The organism is Staphylococcus caledonicus, assembly GCF_016238465.1.
In the GTDB taxonomy this organism is placed as follows: Bacteria; Bacillota; Bacilli; order Staphylococcales; family Staphylococcaceae; genus Staphylococcus; species Staphylococcus caledonicus.
The window spans coordinates 320,711-346,655 of record NZ_JABTXV010000002.1 but is presented as its reverse complement, the minus strand read 5'-3'; the positions used below and the strand labels follow the sequence as shown (position 1 = coordinate 346,655).

Below are 25,945 nucleotides of genomic sequence, written 5' to 3'. Positions count from 1 at the left end.
AGCGTATGTCAATTCTAGTGTAACATTTTACAGGATATTATTTAGCCCCTGTTTACACTGGTCGGACAATGACTTCATTAACATTAACGTGGTCCGGTTGTGTTAAAGCATAAATAACCGCATTGGCGATATCTTCAGGGTCTAACTTTTTACGTCCACCGAAATCAGTGTTTTCCGTCATAGGTGTATCTACCATGCCTGGTAAAATGCTTGTCGATTTAATGCCTGTACGCGCTAATTCTTTCTCTAAGGCTTCTACGATACGTACTACTGCTGATTTACTTGCGCTATAAATTGCACTGTCTTTTGATACTTCAAAGCCAGAAATTGAGGCTAAATTGATAATATGAGCACTGCTTTGTTCTTCAAAGTGTGGTAACACGGCGTTCAAGCTATATAATAAGCCTTTGACATTCGTATCTATCATCGCGTCCCAGTGGTCGACGTCATAGTCTGTAATTTTAGATGAGCCGTTAATACCGGCGCAATTGACTAGAATGTCGACTTGTTTAAATTTAGCGACGGCATTTTCAACTAGTGCGTCGACTTCATCTTTAGATGTGATATCTGTTGGCGTAATGAGATAGTCGCCTTCTGCCATATCACTTGCTACTTCTTGTAGTTTGTCTTCGTCACGTCCTGCTAAGACGACTTTTACGCCTTGATGTGCAAGTGTTTTAGCGGTTGTTGCTCCAATACCACTACTTGCTCCTGTAATAATTGCTACACGTCCATTTAATTCTGCCATTTCAACTTCACCCTTTACTTTAGTGTCATTGATTACCTATCCTTAATCATCGTTGACTAAACTTGGGTTGCTTTAATTTTCAAAAATTCTCAGAGAAAAGCTTATGAAGAATTGTATTATTTGTGAAAACGTAATAAAGTTAAGATATAGGATTCATGGGCATATAGAAAGAGAGGATGACGAGAGTGACATTTACTGAACGTATTCAAGCATTACGTGGTAACATTGGTAGAACGAGTTTCTCATTCCGCTTCAAGGATTTATTTACTGAGGAAGAATGGTTAGAGATGAGTGTAAAGCAACGTACGCGTCAGGAGAGAGAATTTATTGCACAGATTGATCGTATTCCACGTGTGAGAATGCCTTTCTCAAGTGCAGAGCATTATAAATTTAAGTTATATAATCAAGAGTATCAATATAATGAAGTTAAGAAGAATTTTAAAGCAGTGTAATATATGCGAGAGTTGGAATAGATTAAGTATGGATTGAGCATACTGTAGTTTCAATTAGCTCGTATCACATGAAAGGCTGGGGCACTTTTGTAGAAGTGTCCCAGCCTTTTCAACACATTATTCCATGATGATTAGGGGTATATTTATGGTATGCCTCCGACTGCTCACCAACGAAGGCATAGTAAGTTCTTGAATGTTATAGGAGGTCATTCAAATTGTGTTAATTGCTTACGAGTGTTTTACGTTCGAGTCCATAGAAGTATAATCGTTCGGCATCGATATAAGGAATTGAGTCGATTGTTAAATAGCCATCTTTAATATCGCCAATAGTGCCTTGGTTTACACCTGTTTTTAAATAAATATCGTAGCTGCCTTCTTCAGAAAAAATTACATCTTCAATTACTTTTCTCATCCGTATCACTCCAATTACTTATTCCTTACACTTCATATCATACACGCTTTTTAAAATATTTAAAGTGATTTGTGATAGTTTTCACAAATAGTTCATTATTTTTAAAAATCTAATCTTTTTAATATTTTTATGCAGATAGTATTTAATGTGATGTTTCGTAAAAAAAGGAATCAAAATGGGTTTGGGTTGCGTTTATGTTGTGACGCTTTCCTGCGTGAACTCGACGAGCCACGGTCTCGCCATTCGTTCTTTTACGCTAGGAGTCGCACAACAACACTCCACCCACCATTTTGGGATACCTCTTAATAATTGTATGAATTGAAAACTAGTTATACTTTAGTGAGCATTCTATTTTTATTAAAGACTTATATATTTTATTAGCAAACATAAAAAAACAACACTTTAAATAAAGTGCTGTCTTTAAAATAATTTCAGTTGACTAAATTCGTCTTTAGTCATTTGTTCTATTTTTTCAATTTGGTTACCAATTCGTGTAACTATAGGCACAACTAGAGCATTTCCCATGCAGAAAAACCGCATTCTATCTGGCATAGTATCTGTCCAATTATCAGGAAATCCATTTAGTCTTTCAGCTTCTATTGGGGTTAAAGTCCTAAAGACGCCGTTTATATTTAACAGATGAGAACTTCTATTAACTGAAGCTTCACTAGTCAGCATTGTTCTTGCTGGTAAATCTAACGAGTCAAACTCTGACATTCCACCTTCAGAAAAATAATATTCATGTCCGTCTTTTGAAGTTCGTTTAATTTTCTTAGCGCCTCTTAAATATTTAAATTTTTCTATCTTATCTTTAGTAAGTAAATAACTATCATTAACATCCTCTAAAATTATATCTTTCAAGGGAGTTGAACTTTCATATTTAGGTATAGTATCAATAGTTAACACATTTCCGTTTTTCATAACGCCACTATTAAAAAATTGAAAATTAAAATTCTCAGACATCTCAACAATATCACTTGATATTGTAATTGAACTTATTCTCTTTTTATTAGGTTCATTTTCTACTGGAAATGCTTCGGCAAACATACCAGAGTTATAAATCAAATCTTCTAATGAATAGTTTTCCATCAATTTGGCATAATCCAAATCTCTTTTATAGCCAAAAATAAAAACTCTACGTCTTCTTTGAGCATTGCCATAATCTGCAGCATTAATAATTCGCCACTCAATATCGTACCCTAATTCATTTAATGTTGATAACATAACTCCAAAATCACGTCCTCTTTGTTTTGAGGGAGATTTTAATAAGCGATCTACATTTTCTAATAAAAGATATTTAGGATAAGTGTTTTGAATAAATCTAACTATTTGCCAAAACAAAACTCCTTTTTTGCCTTGTATACCTAATTATCCACTTAAACTTCTAGCTACAGAGTAGTCTTGACATGGAAATCCACCAACTACCATATCAGCTTTAGTGCTTGCTAGTTCTTCATCACTAATTAATCCAATATCTTCATTTACATGTTTTCCCGTTGCGAATTTACTATTATAACAGTCAAAAGCATGTTGTATTTTTTTTGAAGGTTCCCATTGATTTGCCCAAGTAACATCAAAAATTTTATTTTTTGTATTTTCTAATCCTAGTCGAAATCCTCCAACTCCTGCGAAAAGTTCAGCAACTTTGATTGTACTCATTAGGCACCTCCTTTAATATCCTTGTTGAAATTATTATATCACAAAACACGAACAAACGTTCCGATAATTTTCTTTTGAAAAACATATCTATTTTAACATACTTTTCTACAGCATATCTTCAACTTGTTTTTTTATATAATCTGCATTCAACCAAAAACATTGTTTAGTCATCCATTGATCAGAATATTTTTTTGTATCTTTAGGACGATTATTCCAAACTGCAGGAGCTGGTAAATAGTCTGCACACTCTCCATTAACTCTATAATCTGCTTTTGACTGATGAGGTCTAACATGACAAATCATCTTATCAGATTTATTAATAAAGTTATTTTCAATTTTCAAAACGTCTCCGTCTTTATTGTACTTCGCAGTAAGTTCAACACCGTTTTCTAATTTCGAAACTGTATCTTCCCATACTTTTTTAACTGGACCTTTAATATCTTTTTCAGGCATACTAAAGAATTTAATTCCTTTAAATACATCTTCATTATTTTCTGTTTTGACAATAAAGAATAAGAATCTAGTTTCTAGTAAATAATTATGCCATGTCGCAGAAGGATTTCCATTTTCATCTTCCCATTTTTCATTAACTAGCTCTTTAAATTTAAAAGTAGGAAATGACATACTTTCTTTATTTATATTATTTTCATCAAATTTAACTGTTTTTAGAACTATTGATGCCTTTTCAAACTCTTCCACTCTTGGAAATTGGTTACCATTTTTGACTTTATTTTTTAGATTCAAAATTGCAGAAGCTATTAGATAATTGACACTTTTACCGCCCTGTTTTATATCAAAATGTTCACACAATTTACTAATAGGCCAGTTATAATAAGGTTCGAACGTTTCTCTTACAACTGATTCAATACTTTTGTTTTTAACTTCAATTCTATCTTTTATAATTGAATCAATTTTTTCATCGCCTAAAATATATTTTCTTAGTATAGATGTCATATAACCTGATTTAAATGAAAAGGCTCTTTGTTTAGCTGGTATGTCTGAATATGGTTGTTTACGAACTGATTTAGAACTAGCTCCTTTAGTACACGGGGCTAAATAATCAGTTAAACTTTCACTTAGCTCATGATCTCTTCCCTCATTGATATACTGATGTATAGTATGCCAATCATTTTTAATAATTTCATAATCTACAGGATTTTTCTTCATTTCATATAATACTGCTTCTTCAATTTTCCATTCTTCTCTTTTGACATCTTTGATATATTCATAAAAAGCTAATTCAATCGTTCCATTTTTATATAAAAAGGTACTATCTTCAAAGCGTTCTTTAGCAACTTTTTCATAGTTTATTATATTTAAAACTAACCTTTCTTTAGCACTATACTTTCCACTTTTTAATTTTTAAAAGGAGTTGCTTTTAATTCTACACCTGCTTCTTCCATATCTGGCTTACTATCATTATCTTTTGTTTTACCAAACCAAGCTTCGAAGGCATCTCCAACCGAACTTTTAAATTCACTTACAGGCGCTCCATTATTTAATTCTTTTAAAGTTTTACCCACTGCTTCTTTAGCTCTATTATGAACTTCTTCCTTAGTTTTGTATTCAGTCATATAATCATCTCCAATTCTAAAACTCCTATTTAAATTAATTATATAATACGTAGCTATATTTGTATTTTCTCATATAAAAAATTCATATTTTAAATAGCTATTTATAGATGATTAATTGATTTTCACGTAATTAGTTAAAAAAGTGATATTTTTAGTCAAAAGATTGCTATTTCTAGGGGTTTAAATATAAATTATTTATATTATAATTTAATTTTGTAATAGTTTTATAGCTATTACACAATCGGAGGTTTGTGTGGGTATGGAAAGAGAAATTCAAAGTCTTCCTATATGCATCTTAGCGGAAAATGAGATGTAATTATTTATTATTAGTGAATAGTATTTTTGCTTTTTCTTTCCATAATTCTGTTAGATCGATCTAACTACCGTTGGGAATGCCATTAATTCTCAATTGGTAAAATTCCTTAGGGGCTCATCTTAAAGTAGAGTAGGATGAGTCCCTTTGTTTATTTTTTATCTATGTAAGGTCGCATAATAATCCAATTTTTATTTCTAAAATGGTCTCTAGCTATTCATTTCTTCTTTAAAAAACGTATAAAGTTTTTCCGTTGTTTTTAGTGTTAAATCATCTACGGCTTTATCACCGTTTCTCAATCCTGATATTACACTTTGACTAATACCTGTTTTTTTATATATTTTATATCCTGTAATATCACTATTTATGACCTTTACAATAATGTTTCTATAATCACTCATGCTGTTTCCACTCCTTGTTTAATTGCAAAATAACTTTGCGTTTTATATACTTAAATTTGTAAAGAACTTTTGATAGTTCTTGTTGTTTTCTTTTCGGTCTACCATACCGAAAATGAACAATCTGATTTCCTTCAAAATACCTGGTATTCGGTAAATAATTACTGATACCAGTATTTTTGTGTCTTTTCATCATTTTCTATTGCTCATTCTAGGTTTATACAAATTCTCTCAATTCTTTTTTAATATATTGCCTTAAATTTATTATATATATTATTCATACCCCTTTTTATTAATCAATTTCTTAGAGTTTCATGATTTTTAGGCTGAATTTTATAAATTAGTCAAAAAAGTGATATTTTTAGTCAAAAGATTGCTACTGCTTGTGGTGTTTTTTCGAATATAATAAATGCATATTAGATTTCGGTCTAATATACGGAGAATCATAAGGGGGGGACATTACATATGTAACTCCCCGGGGATGCTCATCCTAGCGGAAAATAGGATGGGTTTCTCTCATAGTTAGTTTTATATTTTGTCTCTTATTTTGTTTAGTTAAAATGATGTTAAATTTATTTTTTGTTTGAAACGAGTATAGTCAAAATGAGCAACGATTTATCATTATGCCAAACTAAAGATGTTTTAATCATTTAACTATGACAAGGTAAGAAGACACACGTCATGTTTAATGCCTTCTCTCTACTCCAAATATAAGGCAGGCGCAGGACATTTTAAGCGGGTGTAGCGTATTTCTTAATACGCAAAGAGCCTAAAGCGATATTAGTTAATCATTCAGGGTGTTTGATATTAACTTACGCTTTAGGCTCTATTTTTATAATCCGAGCTGTTTAATAAAATGTACAAGTTCATCTTTCATTTTCGGATCTTTAAGGGCGTATTCAATTGTTGTTTTGACGAAACCTAGTTTTTCTCCAACATCGTAGCGGTTGCCATCGAAGTCATATGCGTATACTGGAATATCGGCGTTCATGCGTTCGATTGCGTCGGTTAATTGAATTTCGTTGCCGGCGCCTTCTTTTTGCGTTTTTAAGTAGTCGAATATTTCTGGTGTCAGGATATAACGACCCATAATCGCTAAATTGGAAGGTGCAGTCCCTTGTTTAGGTTTCTCTACAAATTGTTTAACTTTGTAACGTTGGCCTTCTTTTTCTAAAGGATCAATAATGCCATAACGATGTGTAACGTCTTCTTCTACTTCTTGTACACCGATGACTGAATGTCCTGTTTCTTCATAGACATTCATTAATTGTTTAATCGCAGGTTCTTCAGATTCAACAATATCATCGCCTAATAAGACCGCAAAAGGATCATTACCGATAAATTGACGTGCTGTATAAATAGCATGGCCTAGCCCTTTTTGTTCTTTTTGACGAACGTAAAAGATATTAGCCAAACCTGTTGAATAATTTACTTTTTCAAGTAATTCTGTTTTACCTTTTTCTTCTAGTACCATTTCTAATTCTTTTTGATTATCAAAATGATCTTCAATCGCACGTTTATGTTTGCCAGTTACTATAATGATATCTTCAATTCCTGCGCGAGAGGCTTCTTCCACTATGTATTGAATGGTAGGTTTATCTAAGATTGGAAGCATTTCTTTAGGCATCGCTTTGGTAGCTGGTAAAAATCTTGTTCCTAAACCAGCGGCAGGTATGATAGCTTTTTTTATTTGTTTCAAACTTGAGTAACTCCTTTGTACATTCTGTTGTTTTATCATTTGTTAGTTTATCACTCTTTATGTGTCATTCCTAGTGATAGCCTAATGTTTGCTTTATAAATAGAAACCGCTTCAAATTATAAAAAGGTTGAGAGGATATCTCAACCTTTAATGACGAAATAGTAATGTATCTTAATTTTAAACAAATAAACTAATAAACAGGATAAAGATAATACCTGATACTGAGATAATGGTTTCTAGTAATGACCATGTTAAGAAAGTTTCTTTAACTGTTAATCCGAAGTATTCTTTAAACATCCAGAAGCCTGCGTCGTTAACGTGTGACAGGATAACGCTTCCGGCTCCGATAGCAAGAACGACAAGTGCGACGTTTACGTCTGAATGTTGTAATAATGGTAAGACAATACCTGTCGTTGAAATGGCTGCCACTGTTGCTGAACCTAGTGCGATACGTAGAACTGCTGCGACCATCCATGCTAGTAATATCGGTGACATAGTTGAACCTTCAAACATTTTCGCAATAGTATCACCAACGCCACCGTCGATAAGGACTTGTTTGAATGTACCACCACCGCCGATGATTAAGATCATCATGCCGATTGGGTAAATCGCGTTAGTGGCTGATTTCATAATGTCGTCCATTTTTCTACCGCGTTGTAAGCCCATTGAGAAGATAGCGAAGATGACAGAAATCAACATTGCTGTACCTGCAGTACCTATGAAGTAAATGATTTGTTCGACAATATTTTTCGCTTCTTCGTGTCCAGTGACCAACTGTACAATCGTTGAAATTAACATTAGGATAACTGGTAAGATGGCTGTGAATATACTTAGTCCAAAGCCTGGCATTTCAGACTCTTTGAATTCTTTTTGAGAACCTAATGCTGAAATGTCGCCTTTACGTGTATAGGCTGAAGGAATTATTTTTTGTGCTAATTTATTAAAAATTGGTCCGGCTATAATAGTCACGGGTATCGCGATAATAATGCCGAATAATAATACTTGGCCTAAGTTCGCTTTTAATTCTTTAGCGATGACTACTGGACCAGGGTGTGGTGGTAAGAAGCCATGTGTTACTGAAAGCGCAGTCACCATTGGTAAGCCAAGTTTTAATGGTGATACGTTAGCACGTTTGGCGATTGTAAATACTAATGGTATAAGTAAAACTAGCCCTACTTCAAAGAATAGTGCAATGCCGACGATAAAGGCTGCGATAAGCATTGCCCATTGGACGTGTTTTTGTCCGAATTTAGCGATTAACGTATCGGCAATGCGGTTTGCCCCGCCTCCGTCTGCGAGTAATTTACCAAGCATCGCACCTAAACCAAAGATTAATGCGATATGTCCAAGTGTGCTGCCCATTCCATTTTCAATGGTTTCCATAATTTTATTCAGTGGCATGCCGAGTAAAATGGCAGTTACGACTGATGTGACGATTAACGAAATAAATGTATTAAGCTTCAAGAATATAATAAGTGACAATAGTAATAATATCCCAATAACCACGCTAATTAGTGGCCAAATTTCTCCAAACATCGTAAAACCTCCCTGTTTCTCTTTTTATGTACTGATTTATTGCATGTGTTTCCGTTGAAAATCTGCTATTTCTGCATATCTTTCTTCAAGTGAACGGCTTAAATTAATAAAGATAGACACTAGTTGTTGATAGACGTTGACAGTATCTTGATTTGGTTGATGTTCATGTGTAGTGCCGACCATCTTTTCAACAATAGAAAAATCATCAATCTCACCTAAAGCTTTAAGACCAAGTACACAAGCGCCTAGGCAAGAACTTTCATAACTTTCTGGCACGTTAAGATTTGTATCAAAGATGTCAGCCATCATCTGACGCCACATCTCACTCTTCGCAAAGCCACCTGTCGCTTTAATGGTCTTAGGTGTTTCATTCATCACTTCTACTAAAGCAAGATAGACGGTATAAAGGTTATACAGTACACCTTCTAAAGCGGCACGAATCATATGTTCTTTCTGATGTGAGAGTGTTAAGCCAAAGAATGAACCGCGCGCATCTGCGTTCCATAAAGGTGCACGTTCCCCAGCAAGATAAGGATGGAAGATTAATCCATCGGCGCCTGGTTTCACTCGGCTAGCGATTTTAGTAAGAACATCGTAAGGATCGACGCCTAAACGCTTAGCCGTTTCTACTTCGCTTGCAAGTAGTTCATCTCTTAACCATCTAAGGACTACGCCACCATTATTCACTGGTCCACCAATCACGTAATGGTCTTCATCTAAGACATAACAGAAGATACGTCCTTTATAGTCTGTACGAGGTTGATTAATCACTGTACGAATAGCGCCAGACGTTCCAATTGTGACTGCGACTTCGCCTTTTTTATAGCTATTTACTCCGAGGTTAGAGAGCACGCCATCGCTTGCGCCAACAACGACTGGCGTATCTTCGTCGATGCCCATTAATGTAGCATAGCGTTTCTTCATACCTTTCAGTATGTGTGTAGTTGGTACTAGCTCTGGTAGTTGTTCACGTGTAATACCTAATAATTGAAGCGCTTCGTCATCCCAATCTAAATTTTCCAAATTAAACATACCTGTAGAAGATGCCATTGAATGGTCGATAACATATGTTTCAAAAAGTTGATGGAAAATATATGTCTTAATATCGGCAAACATGGCCGTTTGATGATAAATTTCAAGTTGTTCATGTTTCATCCAAAAGATTTTAGCTAACGGAGACATTGGATGAATCGGTGTACCGGTGCGTTGGTAAATGTCAAAACCGTTATGTTGTTGATTAATCATTTCAGCATATTTACTAGCACGATTATCCGCCCACGTGATACTTTCTGTTAAGCGGCTATGTTGCGCATCTAATGCGATTAAACTATGCATTTGGGCACTGAATGATATCAATTTAATATCCGCTTTGTTGATGCCCGCTTCTCTAACGACATATTTTACTGTCATAAGTACGGCATCAAATAATTCATCAGGGTTTTCTTCAGAAACATCTACGTTTGGCGTATGTAAGGGATAACCGATATGATGTTTCATAATCAATTGTCCATTTTCGTCGTATAATACTGATTTCGTACTTGTAGTACCAATATCAACGCCAATCATGTATTTCATACTATTCCTTCTTTCTTTTATTTATTGTAACCAGAAACTTTCAATGTCTTTACCGACGTCATCAAAGTTAAGATGAAAGGCTTTCTTTAATGTTGCCGAATCATAATTCTCTACTGCTTCTATAAATACTTCATGATTATGATGAATCCGTTCAAAGTCTGCTTTATCACGTGCCATACGTTGGCGCATAGATATTAAAACGAGCGATTCTATGACGGGTTTTAAATGACTCCAGAACGTGAGTAAATATTGATGATTAGAGGCCTTAATCGTTGCTTCATGGAATTGGATATCGTGCTGTGTAAAAGCTTCTGCATCGTCGAACTTTATAGCAACTTTCATCATTTCTAAGTGTTTACGCATTTCTTGTACAATCGTTGTGGTGTCTAGATGCTTTATCTTCGAAAATGCGAACGACTCGAGCATTAATCTTAAATCATAGAGTTCTTTCTTTTCTTGTTCACCGAATTGAAGTACCTTTGCGCCCATCCGCTCTAGCTGTATCAATTGATCAGTTTGTAATAATTTGAAGGCATCTCTAACTGGAGAACGGCTCACGTCAAACTGTTTGGCGACTTGATTCTCTGTAAGCAACGAGCCCGCTTCGATATCGCCGTTAACAATTTGTAAACGTAATTCCGCTGCTACACCTTCTCCTTTAGTCATACCTCCAAGCCATTGTTCTGGGTATCCCTGTTCCACTTTCGTCACTCCCACTGCCTGATTTCCAACTTGTATACAAGTATAGTAATACACAAAAGCAACTTTTGTAAACGTTTTCTTTTCAAGATATAAAAATTCCCGACTTCTTTTGGAAGTCAGGACATCAATTCGTCATTATTCTTATTATATATAAGGGAGCAGTGACAGAAATCTAATGTAATTTCGAAGATTTCTGTCACCACTCCCACTGTTAATTATTATCTGTAATTGCGGAATGTATGGATTGCATTTTTGATTCTACGTCTGAAATTTCAAATGCGCATTCTTTTAATGTTTCTTTGTAATCTTCAGTACTTGCATTATTTTTATAGCGTATTTTATGTTCTAAGCTTGCCCACATGTCCATACCAATTGTACGAATCTGAATTTCTACGGGAGTGGTTTCTACTCTATCTGATAAAAAGACAGGGATAGAAACTACAATATGTAAGCTACGATATCCATTTTCTTTAGGTTCTTTAATATAATCCTTACGTTTTAATAATTTAACGTCTTCTTGTTTAAGTAACATCTTTTCAATAACATAAATATCATCTAAGTAGTTGCAGACGACTCGAATACCAGCGATATCGAGAATATTTTCTTTGGCACTTTCTGCACTTATGATTAAGTTTTTACGTTGGAGCTTTTTCACTAAACTATTCATTTCTTTCACACGACGTTCCATGTGGTGGATGGGATTATGTTTATACACATGATTGAAATTATCGTCTAAGATATCTAGTTTCGTGCTTATTTCTTTTAATGCTGAGGAGTATAGATGATCAAGTTCAACGAAGCCAATTAAGCGGTCAAATGCTTCGTCCCCATTTTCAAAATGATTTAAACTCTCTTTAAATTCATTACGTAATTCTTCAATATACAATGACGGTTTTCTCTCTACGTACATAGTATTTCCTCCTTATTTATCACATTACATTATATCGAATTGAAAAATGAACTAAAAATAATATCCATCTGTATTTACTACATCATTAGCCCGATATATGTTATATGCATAATAAGAAGATAAATTAGAATTCCCTTTTTATTATGGGTATAGAAAAAACCTAGGACATTGATATTGAAAATGTCCTAGGCTATGATTGGTAGTTTCTCTAATTATTCATCTTTTTTATGTTCGATGACTTTTGTATCGCGATTGTCGGCAATATTTTGTGCTTTCTTTTTAGCTTCTTCTTTGGTATCAAACGTGTCTGATGCTTGTTTCGCACCTTCCGTTTTTACTTTCCATTCGTTCTCTTCATAATACACATGCACATTGTTATCATTCAATTCAGGATTAGACGACTGATCCTTTTGATGCTCAGTAATATGTTTATTCTTTAACTCTTCTAACTCATCTTTACTCGCATCTTTATACCAATCTTCAGCTTGTTTTGTCGCGATAGGTACAACATCGCCTTCTTTATATCCATCTTTCAACATGGCGTTACCGATATCAATCGATTTTTTACGTTCAAGCTCTTTCATATTCTTCCAAGTATTTGGATAATCGTTCATTGTCCAAGGCATAATGTCACACTCCTCTATTTATCAATAGTATGCTTTACCACTTTCCTTGAAAATGAAACTTCCACTACAACAAACTACGCTTTCGTAGCTGCACCGTCTTCAATCTCATCAATATCTTTACGAGTGTAAACACAATTGTTTTGTAACTTCATCAATACAGATTTTAAATAATTATATTGAGGTAAGTCCGATAAGGTATTTACTTCAAGACTACTTTGTAATTCAAAATGTTTAGCAATATTTTCAAAAATAACTAAGTATTCACCCATTTGTTCATCTGAAATATGTTGACGTTGGTGATTCTGCATAGCGCGCATTAACATGAAGTTAACTTCTTCCAATGCGAAGATACTTGGGTAATAGTAGCGGATGACTTCTTTATTAGAGAAGAATTCTTCACTTGCTGAATTATAGACTTGTGTCATGTTGCTCATTTTCACTGATAAGGCTAAACTTTCATTTTTCTCATACTCTTCATCCTGATACGCATTACTAGAGAATACATATTGGAAAATGTCGGCTTCTTTACGTACTACTTCTGCAATCGTACCTGGCAACATGGCAGATGATGTTTGACGATTAATTAATAAAATACCAATAATCGCTATAGTAATACCGATTAAAACATCAAAAATACGTGTGTAAGCAATGGTGATTGATAAATTTTCAGAGGCTAAACCGTTTAATAAGATAACTTGCGTCGTAATAAAAATAACGGCGAAAGCATAGTTTGACCCTACAAACGCTTCAGTCATCATTGCTGCAAGCCCCATTACAATAACTGCCACAATTAGGTGCGGGTTAAAGTATAAAATTACCGATAATAACAGTGTACCCATAATGGTACCAAGTCCACGCGCTGTGGCACGGTCTAACATACGACGTGTCGTCATACCTACCAAGACAGTATGCGCCGTTAATGGAATCCAGTATGATTTTTGAATGTTAAACGCTAGTGAAATAAAGATTGCGACCGCCATAATTACGGTATAAATCAACGTATTACGGAAGACGATTGAATCTAGCGTTAAATTGTGAATAATTCTTTGACTATACAATGGCTTTCTAACGCTTGCCTCGTGTTCAATTTGGTTTGAACCTAAGTTTGCTATTTCATCGATTTTTAATACATATTGTAATAAATTATCAAATTCCTCATCAACATGAACTTCCTTCGTCCATTTCTCACGATTTGCGCTTGGGCGATATGCATTACGTGTCGTTACGTCCATCATCTCAATTAATTCTTCTGGAAGTGGACGTATATCTTTTTCATGTAATTCTAGAAGTTCAGAATAAATCCCTTGCGCCGACGTATGTAATAAGAGTAATCTTTGGAAACGTTGACTCAGATTATTATTTGTCCCAGCTGTCGCCGTTATCAATAGTTCATCGGATGTTCTAAATTGTGTAACTGCACTTTTTGTAATTTCTTTAAACTTTTCAGGATCATTAAAGTTATGCATTAATTGATTAATGGTTTTAAAGTCAGAATTGATGGCTTTATTTTCAATTTTTTGTTTTTGGAAAAGTACTGTGATAAGTACAAGAAGTGTCGCAATTCCGCCACCAATAAGAATAGCAAAGCCACGAATTAATGCTTGGTCTGGTGCTACTGGCAAGTTACTAGGTAAACAAAATGTAACTAAGAAGAAAGTTGAAGATGGTCCTGCGATCTTCAAGGCGCTAAATACGTAGAATGGGACAACCGTTACAATAAGTAATGTCACACCATAAAGTATCGGTTCAGTAACAGTGAGTGTACCGAGCATCATACAGACTGCGAAAGATAAGGTACATAAAATGACCGTTCTAAGCATAGAACGTGGTGAGCTTTTAAAGACATAGATATGTGCTAATGTACCTGTGGCAACAAGTAAACCAAAACTAAAATTACCTAGGAAATAACCTATTAATGCTGGGATAATCATTAATAAGCCCTGCCTAATCCCTTTCATTGGGTCAATTTTAGAGGTATCGAAGCTTATAAGAGATTTTAATACGTTTCCCAATGCTATCGTTCCTTTCTATAAAACATATACACTTTATGATAACATTTTTATCACTAAATTTTGTTGTAGAATACTAAACCACTATATGAAAATTTAACAAAATTAAAAGCTGAAACATTTTTATATTAATGTCCCAGCGTATAATACTTAGCTATATGATAGATTATTTTGTTTCAGCAACGTCAATTTCTGGTTTTTCAGTAATATATTTACCAATATTTTCACTAAATACTTTGAAATGTTCTGAATGATTATGCGCTTCTACCGCTTCTTGGTCTTTATAATTTTCAACAACAACAAACGTATTGCGTTCACTTACATCTTCGTAATGGCTATAAAATGTATTGCCTTCTTCTTGACGTGCGTTGTCCACAAGGCCTTTCATTAATTCTAAATAGTCCTCACGATGATCTTCATTTACTTTAAGTTTTGCATTAATAATAATCATACGACTCACCCTTATCTTTAAGATTTAATCTTATTTTATCATTTTCTTTATTTTTGAGTTAATTTTACACATAAGATACCTCATTAACTTAATATATCAGATTGTACGAAAGTGGCATATTTTTTAATTATTTTTGTAAATTACCCCGTAACCCACGTAGTATTGTTGGCGAGACTCTTGAGGGAACAGAGCTAGGCTAAGACCGTGGCTTAGCCAGTCCCCCTAAGAAAGCGAGCCAAACAATACGAAGTATTGATTAAAAAAGCGTAGAAACGATTCATAATTGAATCATCTCTACGCTTATTAAGATTTATGTCTTAACCTACAATAGGTTATTGTCGTTCAATCTATTTCAATTTACGTGATTCATCTTTAATCAATGGTTTATCTGGTGTTACAAATAACCATAAGATAGCAGCAATCACTGCTGGAATAATTAATAATTGGAATGTCATTGTCCAACCAAGTGATGCAACTAAAGCACCGGCTAAGAATGGACTTAATAAAGCACCAATATTACCCCATAAGTTCATCCAACCTGATACTGTTCCGGCAAAGTTACGACCAATGTCATTCGCTGCAGCCCAGCTCATACCCATTGAAATACCCATGCCACCTAAACCAAGTGATAACCAGAAAATAGTGACATATAATTTCTCAGTATGTACTGCAAAGAAGATTGAAATCGCAAATACGATAAAGCCGACAATAGCAATTAATCCTCTTGAAACGAAACGTGATTGACCACTACGTAAAATTTTATCTGAGATTGCACCAGCAGATAAGATTAAAACAAACATGATAAACCATGGTAATGAACTGATTGTCATATGTTTAAATTCTACATGATATTGTTCTGTTAAATATGTTGGTAACCAAATTAAAAATAATGTGATTACAAATTGAACTACAAAATATTGTCCTGCAATCGCATAGAAACTTACACGACGGAAGAATTGATTCCATGGAGGTGTTGATTGAGTTGTTTGTACTAAATCACGGTTCTCCATAATGAAATGTTTCTCCGCTTCATTCACCATACGATGTTGTTCTGGTAAATCTTTTGCGATAATGCCCCATAAGATGGCGATTAAAATACCTACACCACCAAAGATATAAAAGACTGCTTGCCAGTTAAAGGCGTTAACAATCGCAATTGTAATAATAGGTGCTAATACTGGTCCAAAATATGAACCTGCTAATAACATACTTGATGCTCTACCTTTTTCATCTTTTGAGAACCAAGTAGAGTTAAATACGGCATTAGATGGATACATTGGCGCTTCCCCTATACCGAATAAGAAACGAACTAAATATAATAACCCGTGATGTTTAATCATACCCGTAAAGATAGTGAAGGCACTCCACCATAATAAGGCAATTGTAATCATCTTACGTGGGCCAAATTTCTCTGCTAACATACCTGAGGGCACTTGCATTAATGCATAACCTAGTGAGAAGAATGAAGCGAGCAACCCAAATTGTTGCTTGTTCATATGTAAATCAGCCATCATTTGTGGCGCGATATATGAGATATTCGATCTATCCATATATGCGATAACTCCGATAATAAAAAATGCTAATGCGAAAAACCAACGAACACTACTTCTTTTTTGTCTTTGAACCATTTCCTCTTTTTCCTACTTCCCTTAAATTTGTTGATTCTTAAAATGTTGTCTAATATATTCTTCGAGACTCCCAATTCTCTAAAAATATCATCCCATAACGCCTATTCTCATAGGCTTTTGAGCTTATTTTTATTTATAATATCAGTTTTTGTAATCGTTTACAATAGGTTTTCTTAAAGTTTTTTTATTAAATTGCGTTTGTTTAAATATGAAACCAACCCTTTCTTTGAAAAAGCCTTGCACCACTTGTTATAAACTAAGATTTGAATTCTATTTCAAAAAATTGTAGAATGAACTTGAAATAAAACGTGAACGGTTATTTTTTAACACATAAAATTTAATTTTCCACTGGAAGTGCCTTTGTTTAGGGCTGAGAGTAAAGAACGGACTTTATAATTCCTGGAACCTGATCCAGTTTGTACTGGCGTAGGAAAGTGGCGCATAGGATATCATAAAGCTAAGTTAAACGCTATTTCCCTACGAGGGAGATAGCGTTTTTTTATATCTTAGGGAGTGATGCTCATTTTCATTGCTATAACATCTTATAAAGCGTTAACGACTAAAGATTTACACCATTTTCTTGAAATTGCTAAAGGCATAGACGGCTTATTATTCAGGACGCCAATGTCTCATGAAGACTTATTTCATTTTATAACGGACTTGCTCAAACAAGGATTTCCTAAAGATAAAGTAATTATTCATAGTGACATTGCACTGCTAGAAAAATTAAATCTCTCACGCTTACACATGCGTGAAATGGACACTCATGCGTTTGATTACAAAGCACGACATCCAGAAATTGAAATCAGCATGTCGACACACTCACTGCAGTCTGTAACACAAGCTTATGAACATCATCTTGATTATGTGTTTTATGGTCATATCTTTGAAACACCATCTAAACCTAATCAGACGCCACGGTCCAAGGAAGAGATTCACCAAGTTTTACAACTCCCAATTCCTGTCTATGCGATTGGCGGTATAACTAAAGAAACAATTCACGACTTGCCGCATGGTTTTGCCGGTGTTTGTGCAATTTCTTTCTTTATGAACGCATCTTTGACACAAATTGAACAGTTACGAAAGGAGTGGTTGAAAGATGCATGACGTTCTCATTATTGGTTCGGGCGTGATTGGTATGTCTATCGCTAGAAACTTAAGCCAATCACAAATGGACATTGCTATTGTAGATCGTGATATTCCAGGTAAGCATGCCTCATACAAAGCAGGCGGCATGTTAGGCGCACAGAATGAGTTTACTGAAGATAATGATTTATTTAGACTTGCGCTTGAATCGCGTAGCCTTTTCCCAAAACTGTGTGAGACATTACAAGATGAAACGGGCATCGATATCCAATATCAAGCTTCTGGTTTGATTAAAATTGCGAATCGCCCAGAAGATGTCGACAGTTTGCGTAAGCAGTACCATTTCTTAAAATCATTAGATGACAGCGTGGTAGAACTTTCAGATACCGATTTGATTCACTTAACGAATGGTAATGTCACATCAAGTGAGATGGCTATTTATATTCCTCACGATGGTCAAATTAATGCGAATCATTATACGAAAGCTCTATTCAAGTCATTACAACAGCGTGATATTAAACGATATTTCAATACGGAAGTAACACGCATTGAACATTTAAATGGGTACTATCAGGTAGAAACAACTGATGGCTCACTTTACGCGAAGAAAGTGATTGTAGCTGGTGGCGCTTGGTCATCTCAATTACTAAAAGACTATCATCTCCCTCGTGAAGTGGTAGGCGTTAAAGGTGAAGTCTTACTCATTGAAAATGACGACTTAGATTTAAAAGAAACGGTGTTTATGACAAACGGTTGTTATATCGTTCCTAAACAACCTAACCGCTTCTTAATCGGTGCGACAAGTGAATTTGATAATTATTCTGTAGGAAACACGAGTGAAGGCATATCTTGGCTTCATCAATATGCGAATGAACGTATCCCTGAACTTGCGCAAGGTAAAGTGATTAAACAATGGTCAGGTGTGCGTCCATATACCGAAGGCGAAGTACCGATTATGGACCGTATTGACGATGGACTTTATGTCATCACCGGTCATTATCGTAATGGGATTTTACTCTCACCTATTATCGGACGCGACATCGCGAACTGGTTATTTACTGGCGTGAAGCCACGTAACTATGAATCTTTCAATGTTTCAAGGAGGTCAAATCATGAAGTGTATCATTAATGGCGATGAGTTCAATTTCGATTCAGAACAGTCTATCAATGACGTTTTACGTTCTCTCGAATTGGACCCACAACGTGTCATTGTCGAATATAATAAAACATTAATTAAACAAGAAGAGTACGATAATCATACTGTTAGAGAAGACGATCAACTAGAATTATTAGAATTTGTTGGAGGCGGATAATATGTTTAAAATTGGACCATTAGAATTACAATCTCGTTTATTATTAGGTACTGGTAAATTTGAAAATGAAGATATACAAACGCAAGCAATTAAAGCTTCAGAAACAAATGTACTTACTTTCGCAGTAAGACGTATGAATCTATATGATAAAAACTTACCTAACCCACTTGCGAATATTAATTTAAAAGACTTTATTACTTTTCCAAATACTGCAGGCGCAAAAACTGCTGAAGAAGCGATTCGTATCGCAGAAATCGCAAAACATGCCGGCGTATGTGACATGATTAAAGTCGAGGTCATTGGCGATGATGAAACATTGCTACCTGACCCATTCGAAACTTACGAAGCTTGTAAAGTCCTATTAGACAAAGGTTATATCGTTTGTCCATACATTTCTAACGACGTCGTATTAGCGAAACGTTTAGAAGAACTTGGCGTACACGCGGTGATGCCACTTGCTTCTCCAATCGGTACAGGACGTGGTATTAATAACCAACTTAATTTAAGCTACATTATTAAAAATTCAAATGTTCCTGTTATCGTAGACGCAGGTATCGGTTCAGCGAAAGACGCTTGTCACGCAATGGAATTAGGTGCAGATGGTATCTTGCTTAACACAGCAGTTTCAGGTGCTAAAGACTCTGTGAAGATGGCCGAAGCAATGAAATTAGGTATTCACGCTGGTCGTTTATCTTATGAAGCCGGCCGTATCCCTGTGAAATACACAGCCCAAGCTTCAAGCCCTACTGAAGGATTAGGATTCTTATAATGCAACGTTATCAACGTCAAATGCGTTTTCATCCTTTTGGGGAAAATGGGCAAAACGCCCTAACGCACGCCAATATTTTAATATTAGGCGCCGGCGCATTAGGTAGTCATGTGGTTGAACAACTCGCACGCATGGGCGCGCATCATTTAACCATCGTTGACATGGATATCGTCGAAGAATCCAATTTACATCGTCAAGCACTCTATACTGAAGACGATGCAGTGAATATGACGCCTAAAGTCTATGCGGTTAAAGACAAAATTGCTCATATCAATTCTAACGTCGACGTTCAAACGTATTATCAAGAAATTGACTCGACTAATATTGAAGATTTACTCAAAGAAGTTAACCCAGATATTGTGATTGATGGTATGGATCACTTTAAAATACGTTATCTAATCAATGAAGCATGTCATAAACACAATATTCCATGGGTTTATGGTGCAGCCGTTGGTAGTAAAGGCACAGTGTATGGTATTGATTTTAGTGGCCCTTGCTTGAAATGTTTATTAAAACGTATGCCATCAAGTGGTGAAAGTTGTGCTATCAACGGTGTCTTACCGCCTGTCATCTCTCAAGTAGCAAGTTATGAAGTATCCGAAGCCATTCGTTACCTATCTGGTCACGGCTTTTCAAAAAAACTTATTACTATCAATGCATTTGATATCGACTATAAAGCAATGAACGTAGATATCTTAAAAGATAACGCTTGTGAAGTATGTGCCGAACATCGTTATTCTTTACTCGAAACAAAGCAACAACAACAAATTGAGAGTTTATGTGGAAAGACCTATCTCTTTAGATACGACCCATCAGTCTTCGAACATGCAGACTATTTCCCGGGCGATATTGTGAAATCAACGTCGTTCGCTAAATTGATTAAAGATCACGATTATGAAATTACTTTATTTAAAGATGGACGTATGAATGTCTATGGCGTGGAAGATGATGACGAAGCGAACAAATTATACCACTATTATTTAAAAGCAATAAAATAATGTGAGTTGGTTATCTCTGAAGAAAGTCAGGCAATTTTTAGGCTTATACAAGCAATTCATAGTAAATTTTATTATAATGAATTTACTATGAATTTTTTATTTTCAATAAAGCTTAATATTAAAGGAGTTCTTGCTAATAAATGGAACAATTAATCACCGACTTTATAAGTAGATGGGGTTATACAGCAATTTTCATTCTTATTTTACTGGAGAATGTATTGCCTGTAGTACCATCTGAAATTATCTTAACGTTTGCTGGGTTAATGTCAGTTAAATCAGGCTTATCGATTCCAGTCCTATTTCTTATTTCAACTATCGCCTCGTTAATTGGATTATTAATCTTGTACTACATCTGTCGCCTTATCAATGAGGAAAGTATTTACCGCTTTGTAGATAAGCATGGTAAATGGTTTAAATTGAAAGGGAAAGACGTTAAACGTGCCAATGATTGGTTCAAGCGGTACGGTTCTTGGGCCGTGTTATTATGTCGCTTCATTCCAGTCTTACGTGTATTAATCACTATCCCGGCTGGTATTAATAAAATGAACGTCGTGCAATTTATGACACTTTCATTGATTGGTACGACGATTTGGAACTTTGCCTTAATTCTATTAGGTCGTCTGTTAAGTGATAGCTTTGACGCACTAATGGCTGGTTTACACACGTATTCATATTTCATGTATATTATTATCATTCTAGCCGTATTATACCTAGTGTATAGAATCTTCTTTAAAAATAGAAAACGCGGTGTGAAGTAATCGAAGAGGTTGGGATAAACTTACGTAGAGTTGTTTTACCCCAGCCTTTTCACTGTTTTAATAGCTTATTTGTAATTTAATTATGACATTTTAAGCATCACCATTGAAAAAGTGATGCTTTTTAACGATAATTTATGTAAGCGGTTTACTAATTACTGTTACTTTTCGAAAATAAATGGAAATTCCACACAGGAGTGAAATCGAATGACGCAAACAACTGAAAGTGAATTAAGAAAAAAATATTTAGACCTACTATCCCAACAATTTGATAGTCCAGAAAAATTAGCTACAGAAATCGTGAGCTTAGAATCTATCCTTGAATTGCCTAAAGGTACGGAACACTTTGTAAGTGACTTACATGGTGAATATGAATCCTTCCAACACGTATTACGTAATGGTTCAGGCAATGTGCGCGCAAAGATTAACGACCTCTTCGCGAAGTCATTATCACAAAAAGAAATCGATGAATTAGCTGCCCTAGTTTACTATCCAGAAGAGAAATTAAAACTCGTCAAAAATAACTTTGATACAAAAGGTAAGTTAAACGTTTGGTATATTACTACCATTGAACGTCTTATCGATCTTATTACATATTGTTCTTCTAAATATACACGTTCAAAATTAAGAAAAGCGTTACCTAAAGAATTTGTCTATATTGTTGAAGAACTACTTTATAAAAGTAACGAATTTAATAATAAAAAATCGTACTACGAAACTCTTGTAAACCAAATTATCGAACTTGAACAATCTGATGATTTAATTATCGGCTTATCTTATAGCGTGCAACGTCTAGTAGTTGACCATCTTCACGTCGTTGGCGATATTTATGACCGTGGACCACAACCCGATAAAATCATGGATACCTTAATTAACTATCACTCAGTTGATATTCAATGGGGTAACCACGATGTGTTATGGATTGGCGCTTATGCCGGTTCTAAAGTCTGTCTAGCCAACTTACTTCGTATTTGTGCGCGTTATGACAATCTAGACATTATCGAAGATGCGTACGGTATCAATTTGCGTCCATTATTAACGCTAGCCGAAGAACATTATAGTGGCGATAACCCTGCATTCAAACCTAAGAAACGTCCAGATAAACCTGCCGCATTATCTAAACTAGAAGAAGATCAAATTACAAAGATTCACCAAGCTATCGCCATGATTCAGTTCAAATTAGAAATGCCAATTATTAAACGTCGTCCTAGTTTTGAAATGGAAGATCGCTTAGTATTAGAAAAAGTAGATTATGATAAGAATGAAATTTCAATTTACGGTAAAACATATCCATTAAAAGATACATGTTTTAGTACTGTTGATAGACAAGACCCAGGAAAATTATTACCTGAAGAAGAAGAAGTAATGAACAAATTATTGCTTTCTTTCCAACAGTCTGAAAAACTTAAACGTCATATGTCATTCTTAATGCAAAAAGGTAAACTATACCTACCTTACAATGGCAATTTATTAATTCACGGTTGTATTCCAGTAGATGAACAAGGCGAAATGGAAGCCTTTGAAATTGAAGGTGAATCACATAAAGGACGCGACTTATTAGATGTATTCGAAAGACACGTGCGTCATGCCTATGACCATAAAGAACTTACTGACGATTTATCAACTGATTTAGTATGGTATCTATGGACAGGTAAATACAGTTCACTTTTCGGAAAACGAGCTATGACGACATTCGAACGTTACTTTATTGAAGATAAAGCCTCTCATAAAGAACCTAAAAACCCATATTATTATTTACGTGAAGACGTTGATATGATTCGTAAGATGTTAAAAGATTTCGGATTAAATCCAGATGAAGGACGTATTATTAATGGTCATACGCCTGTGAAAGAAATCGATGGTGAAGATCCAATTAAAGCGGATGGCAAGATGTTAGTAATTGATGGTGGTTTCTCTAAAGCTTATCAAAAAACAACGGGTATCGCTGGCTATACCTTGTTATATAATTCTTTCGGCATGCAATTGGTAGCCCACCAACATTTCGATTCAAAAGACAAAGTATTGTCAGATGGCGCCGATGAATTATCAGTCCGTCGTGTTGTTGACGAAGAACTACAACGTAAAAAAATCAAAGACACCAACGATGGTAAAGCAATGCAAGAACAAATCCGCATCTTAAAATTATTAATGCATGATAGATATTTAAATTAAAGTCTTAAACAAATAGGCGCACAGATGATTTCATTTAGTAATCAATCATCTGCGCGCCTTCTTTTCTTACTATTACTTCGTATTGATTGACGAAGCTTTCCTGGGGGGACTGGCTAAGCCACGGTCTTAGCCTAGCCCTGTTCCCCTAGGAGTCTCGCCAACAATACTACGTTAGTTACATGTAATTTTACTTTATAACACGAAAAATAAGACACCTCTATAATTTAATATAAATATACTAAATTAATGAAGTGTCTTACTTTAATTTTCACTTAATATTAAACAATAATTATTTAGTTTTAACCGTTAACATTAAACCTTATTTTTATTTTTTATAATCAAAATCTGGTATTGAATGCCATCTTTCTTTAAAGTAATGGGCTATGGCTTTAGGTTTTCTATCGCGAGTGAAGATACCTTTTTTGTTACCTTGAATTCTAAATAAGCCATCAGATGTTTCAAAGTCTGCAAAATTCCATGTTTGTTCTCCAATAAATGATGAGAACTGATCTACAATTTCATGATTAGCTTTATAATAGTTTACTTGATATTCTTCAGTGAACATTTGTGTATTGGCTGCGTGGAAGCCTGAAACTGTATCAGCGCCATATTCAGTAAACATAATTGGTTTTCCTGGCGCTTTTTCCTCCCATTGTTCCATTTCTTTTTTCAATTCTAATTTGGCTGTGTTTAAATCTGCTGTTTGAGTATACCAGCCATAATATCGATTTAAACAGATTACATCAATTAAATCATAAACCTTATCAGTATCAGGTTGAGCAGTTAACAACAAGACAATCGTAACTGGTCGTTTTTGAGGATCCAAATCTTTCGTTAATTTAACTAATGGTTCAAAATATTCTTTAGCTCCATCCTCCATTGATGCTGGTTCGTTAGCTACAGACCACATAACTACTGAAGGGTGGTTTTTATCTCTAGCAACAAGTTCTCTAATCACTTGTTCGTGAGCTTCTTTTGTTTTCAAACCTTCCCAAGAGTTAGGTTTCTCTGAACCATCATTACTCAATAACGCAGTGAAACTTAAGTGTAAGCCTACGCCTGTCGTTTCATCTATTACAACAATACCTTGTCGGTCAGCCAAACGCATCATTTCTTCAGAATATGGGTAATGTGAAGTTCTGAATGAGTTTGCCCCAATCCATCTAAACAGTTCTAAATCTAAAACGTTTGCAGTTTCATTTAGCCCTCTACCGCTATAGAATGTATCTTCATGTTTACCAAATCCTTTGAAGTAAAATGGTTTATTGTTGACTAAAAATTGTCCATTCTTAACTTCGACTGATCGTATGCCAAATGGTTCGCTATAACTATCAATTAATTGCTCATCATTATCAAAGATTTCCACTTTCAAATCATACATATAAGCATTTAAAGGCTGCCATAAATGTGCATGTTCTATTTCAATAGTACTTTCTGTTTGGTTGGCAGAAGCTACATTATTACCTTTTTCATCAATAACTCTTACTCGAACATGTGTATTAGAAGGAAATTGTCCTTTAATTTTATAACTAACTTCACCTTTATCATCATTTAAAACATTAGTTATAATTTCAATATCTTCTATATAATTTTGCGGTGTCGTATAGATTTTCACGGGTCTATGTAGCCCTGCGTAGTTAAAGAAGTCAAAGTTTGGATTATTTTTTCGTACTATTTCTCCATTTTCATCTTTTTCTTCAGAATAATTACCTACTGGTAAGGTTGAATAATCTAAAACATTGTTTACTTTGACAGATAAACGGTGTGATCCTGTAGAAGCTAATTCTCCAGTTAATTCAACTTCGAACGGTAAAAAACCACCTGAATGAGATACTACTTCTTTTCCATCTACATAAACTGTTGCTTGATGCGTTGCTGAAGCAAATCTTAATACCACTCTATCATCTGCAAATGATTTAGGAATGGTAAATTCACGTTCATACCACACATCACCAACATGATTTCTTATTTTATCTACAATACCTTGATCATTATAAGAACCAGGAACTGCCATAACATATTCCGTTTCCAAAGGTGTTTGTACATCATTAATATTTTGAGCATTTTCTAATTTAAAATTCCAAATACCACTTAAATCTATCACTGTTCTTGTTTCTGTAACTATTGGATATAACATAAGTTCACTCCTAAATGATTTAT

21 protein-coding genes, 2 pseudogenes and 1 riboswitch are annotated in these 25,945 nt (G+C 34.8%); of the genes and pseudogenes, 8 read left to right on the top strand and 15 right to left on the bottom strand.

Annotation, left to right across the window (positions count from 1 at the left end; all coding sequences use genetic code 11):
• Positions 1-52 precede the first annotated feature (52 nt).
• Positions 53-748, bottom strand: a complete 696-nt coding sequence (locus HS848_RS08270; protein ID WP_198611961.1) for an SDR family oxidoreductase — start codon at positions 746-748, stop codon at positions 53-55.
• A 185-nt stretch (positions 749-933) separates the two neighbouring features.
• On the opposite strand from HS848_RS08270, the gene HS848_RS08265 reads away from it, so the two are divergent.
• Complete coding sequence (locus HS848_RS08265) at positions 934-1,200, top strand: DUF1413 domain-containing protein (RefSeq protein WP_198611960.1); 267 nt, start codon at positions 934-936, stop codon at positions 1,198-1,200.
• Positions 1,201-1,420: 220 nt separating this feature from the next.
• Here the strand turns inward: HS848_RS08265 and HS848_RS08260 are convergent, their stop codons facing one another.
• The 13 genes and pseudogenes from HS848_RS08260 to HS848_RS08200 form a co-directional block, all read right to left on the bottom strand.
• The gene (locus tag HS848_RS08260) at positions 1,421-1,612 is read right to left on the bottom strand and encodes a hypothetical protein (protein WP_198611959.1); all 192 of its coding nucleotides are present in this window, start codon (positions 1,610-1,612) and stop codon (positions 1,421-1,423) included.
• 420 nt (positions 1,613-2,032) lie between these two features.
• A pseudogene (dcm, locus tag HS848_RS08255) lies at positions 2,033-3,271 on the bottom strand (DNA (cytosine-5-)-methyltransferase).
• Positions 3,272-3,376: 105 nt separating this feature from the next.
• A pseudogene (locus HS848_RS08250) lies at positions 3,377-4,845 on the bottom strand (Sau3AI family type II restriction endonuclease).
• 522 nt (positions 4,846-5,367) lie between these two features.
• On the bottom strand, positions 5,368-5,559 hold the full coding sequence (locus HS848_RS08245; protein WP_198611958.1) for a hypothetical protein: 192 nt from the start codon (positions 5,557-5,559) through the stop codon (positions 5,368-5,370).
• Between the two features lie 829 nt (positions 5,560-6,388).
• Complete coding sequence (gene galU / locus HS848_RS08240; protein ID WP_107508048.1) at positions 6,389-7,255, bottom strand: UTP--glucose-1-phosphate uridylyltransferase GalU; 867 nt, start codon at positions 7,253-7,255, stop codon at positions 6,389-6,391.
• A gap of 177 nt (positions 7,256-7,432) precedes the next feature.
• Positions 7,433-8,791, bottom strand: a complete 1,359-nt coding sequence (locus HS848_RS08235; protein ID WP_198611957.1) for a gluconate:H+ symporter — start codon at positions 8,789-8,791, stop codon at positions 7,433-7,435.
• A gap of 36 nt (positions 8,792-8,827) precedes the next feature.
• Positions 8,828-10,366: a gluconokinase gene (gene gntK, locus HS848_RS08230; RefSeq protein ID WP_198611956.1), complete on the bottom strand. Its 1,539-nt coding sequence runs from the start codon at positions 10,364-10,366 to the stop codon at positions 8,828-8,830.
• 21 nt (positions 10,367-10,387) lie between these two features.
• Positions 10,388-11,068 carry a GntR family transcriptional regulator gene (locus HS848_RS08225; protein ID WP_198611955.1) on the bottom strand — a complete coding sequence of 227 codons (681 nt, stop codon included), beginning with the start codon at positions 11,066-11,068 and terminating at the stop codon, positions 10,388-10,390.
• Positions 11,069-11,279: 211 nt separating this feature from the next.
• Positions 11,280-11,978 carry a GTP pyrophosphokinase gene (locus HS848_RS08220; RefSeq protein WP_107508043.1) on the bottom strand — a complete coding sequence of 233 codons (699 nt, stop codon included), beginning with the start codon at positions 11,976-11,978 and terminating at the stop codon, positions 11,280-11,282.
• A gap of 212 nt (positions 11,979-12,190) precedes the next feature.
• Positions 12,191-12,604 (bottom strand): DUF2188 domain-containing protein, encoded by a 414-nt coding sequence (locus HS848_RS08215; protein WP_198611954.1) that lies wholly within the window; start codon positions 12,602-12,604, stop codon positions 12,191-12,193.
• Positions 12,605-12,678: 74 nt separating this feature from the next.
• On the bottom strand, positions 12,679-14,562 hold the full coding sequence (locus tag HS848_RS08210; protein WP_408642067.1) for an FUSC family protein: 1,884 nt from the start codon (positions 14,560-14,562) through the stop codon (positions 12,679-12,681).
• 217 nt (positions 14,563-14,779) lie between these two features.
• Positions 14,780-15,064, bottom strand: coding sequence for a putative quinol monooxygenase (locus tag HS848_RS08205; protein ID WP_107508040.1), 285 nt, complete (start codon positions 15,062-15,064; stop codon positions 14,780-14,782).
• Between the two features lie 347 nt (positions 15,065-15,411).
• Complete coding sequence (locus tag HS848_RS08200) at positions 15,412-16,692, bottom strand: MFS transporter (RefSeq protein ID WP_107508039.1); 1,281 nt, start codon at positions 16,690-16,692, stop codon at positions 15,412-15,414.
• Positions 16,693-17,032: 340 nt separating this feature from the next.
• A riboswitch (TPP riboswitch) is annotated at positions 17,033-17,142 on the top strand.
• Positions 17,143-17,208: 66 nt separating this feature from the next.
• On the opposite strand from HS848_RS08200, the gene HS848_RS08195 reads away from it, so the two are divergent.
• From HS848_RS08195 to HS848_RS08165, 7 genes are all read left to right on the top strand, one after another.
• Positions 17,209-17,799, top strand: a complete 591-nt coding sequence (locus HS848_RS08195; protein WP_198611952.1) for a thiamine phosphate synthase — start codon at positions 17,209-17,211, stop codon at positions 17,797-17,799.
• A complete protein-coding gene (gene thiO, locus HS848_RS08190) occupies positions 17,792-18,907 on the top strand; it encodes a glycine oxidase ThiO (RefSeq protein ID WP_198611951.1) in 1,116 nt (371 codons plus the stop codon). Before HS848_RS08195 ends, thiO begins: the two co-directional genes overlap by 8 nt.
• Entirely contained in the window at positions 18,891-19,091 is a 201-nt protein-coding gene (gene thiS / locus HS848_RS08185) for a sulfur carrier protein ThiS (protein ID WP_198611950.1), read from the top strand. Before thiO ends, thiS begins: the two co-directional genes overlap by 17 nt.
• 1 nt (position 19,092) lies before the next feature.
• Positions 19,093-19,860: a thiazole synthase gene (locus tag HS848_RS08180; protein ID WP_198611949.1), complete on the top strand. Its 768-nt coding sequence runs from the start codon at positions 19,093-19,095 to the stop codon at positions 19,858-19,860.
• On the top strand, positions 19,860-20,858 hold the full coding sequence (locus HS848_RS08175) for a ThiF family adenylyltransferase (RefSeq protein ID WP_198611948.1): 999 nt from the start codon (positions 19,860-19,862) through the stop codon (positions 20,856-20,858). The genes HS848_RS08180 and HS848_RS08175 overlap by 1 nt, the downstream gene beginning before the upstream one ends.
• A gap of 140 nt (positions 20,859-20,998) precedes the next feature.
• Complete coding sequence (locus HS848_RS08170; protein WP_107508033.1) at positions 20,999-21,616, top strand: DedA family protein; 618 nt, start codon at positions 20,999-21,001, stop codon at positions 21,614-21,616.
• Positions 21,617-21,820: 204 nt separating this feature from the next.
• Positions 21,821-23,785, top strand: a complete 1,965-nt coding sequence (locus HS848_RS08165) for a fructose-1,6-bisphosphatase (RefSeq protein WP_107508032.1) — start codon at positions 21,821-21,823, stop codon at positions 23,783-23,785.
• A gap of 325 nt (positions 23,786-24,110) precedes the next feature.
• On the opposite strand, the gene uidA is transcribed toward HS848_RS08165, so the two are convergent.
• A complete protein-coding gene (uidA, locus tag HS848_RS08160; RefSeq protein WP_198611947.1) occupies positions 24,111-25,922 on the bottom strand; it encodes a beta-glucuronidase in 1,812 nt (603 codons plus the stop codon).
• Positions 25,923-25,945 lie beyond the last annotated feature (23 nt).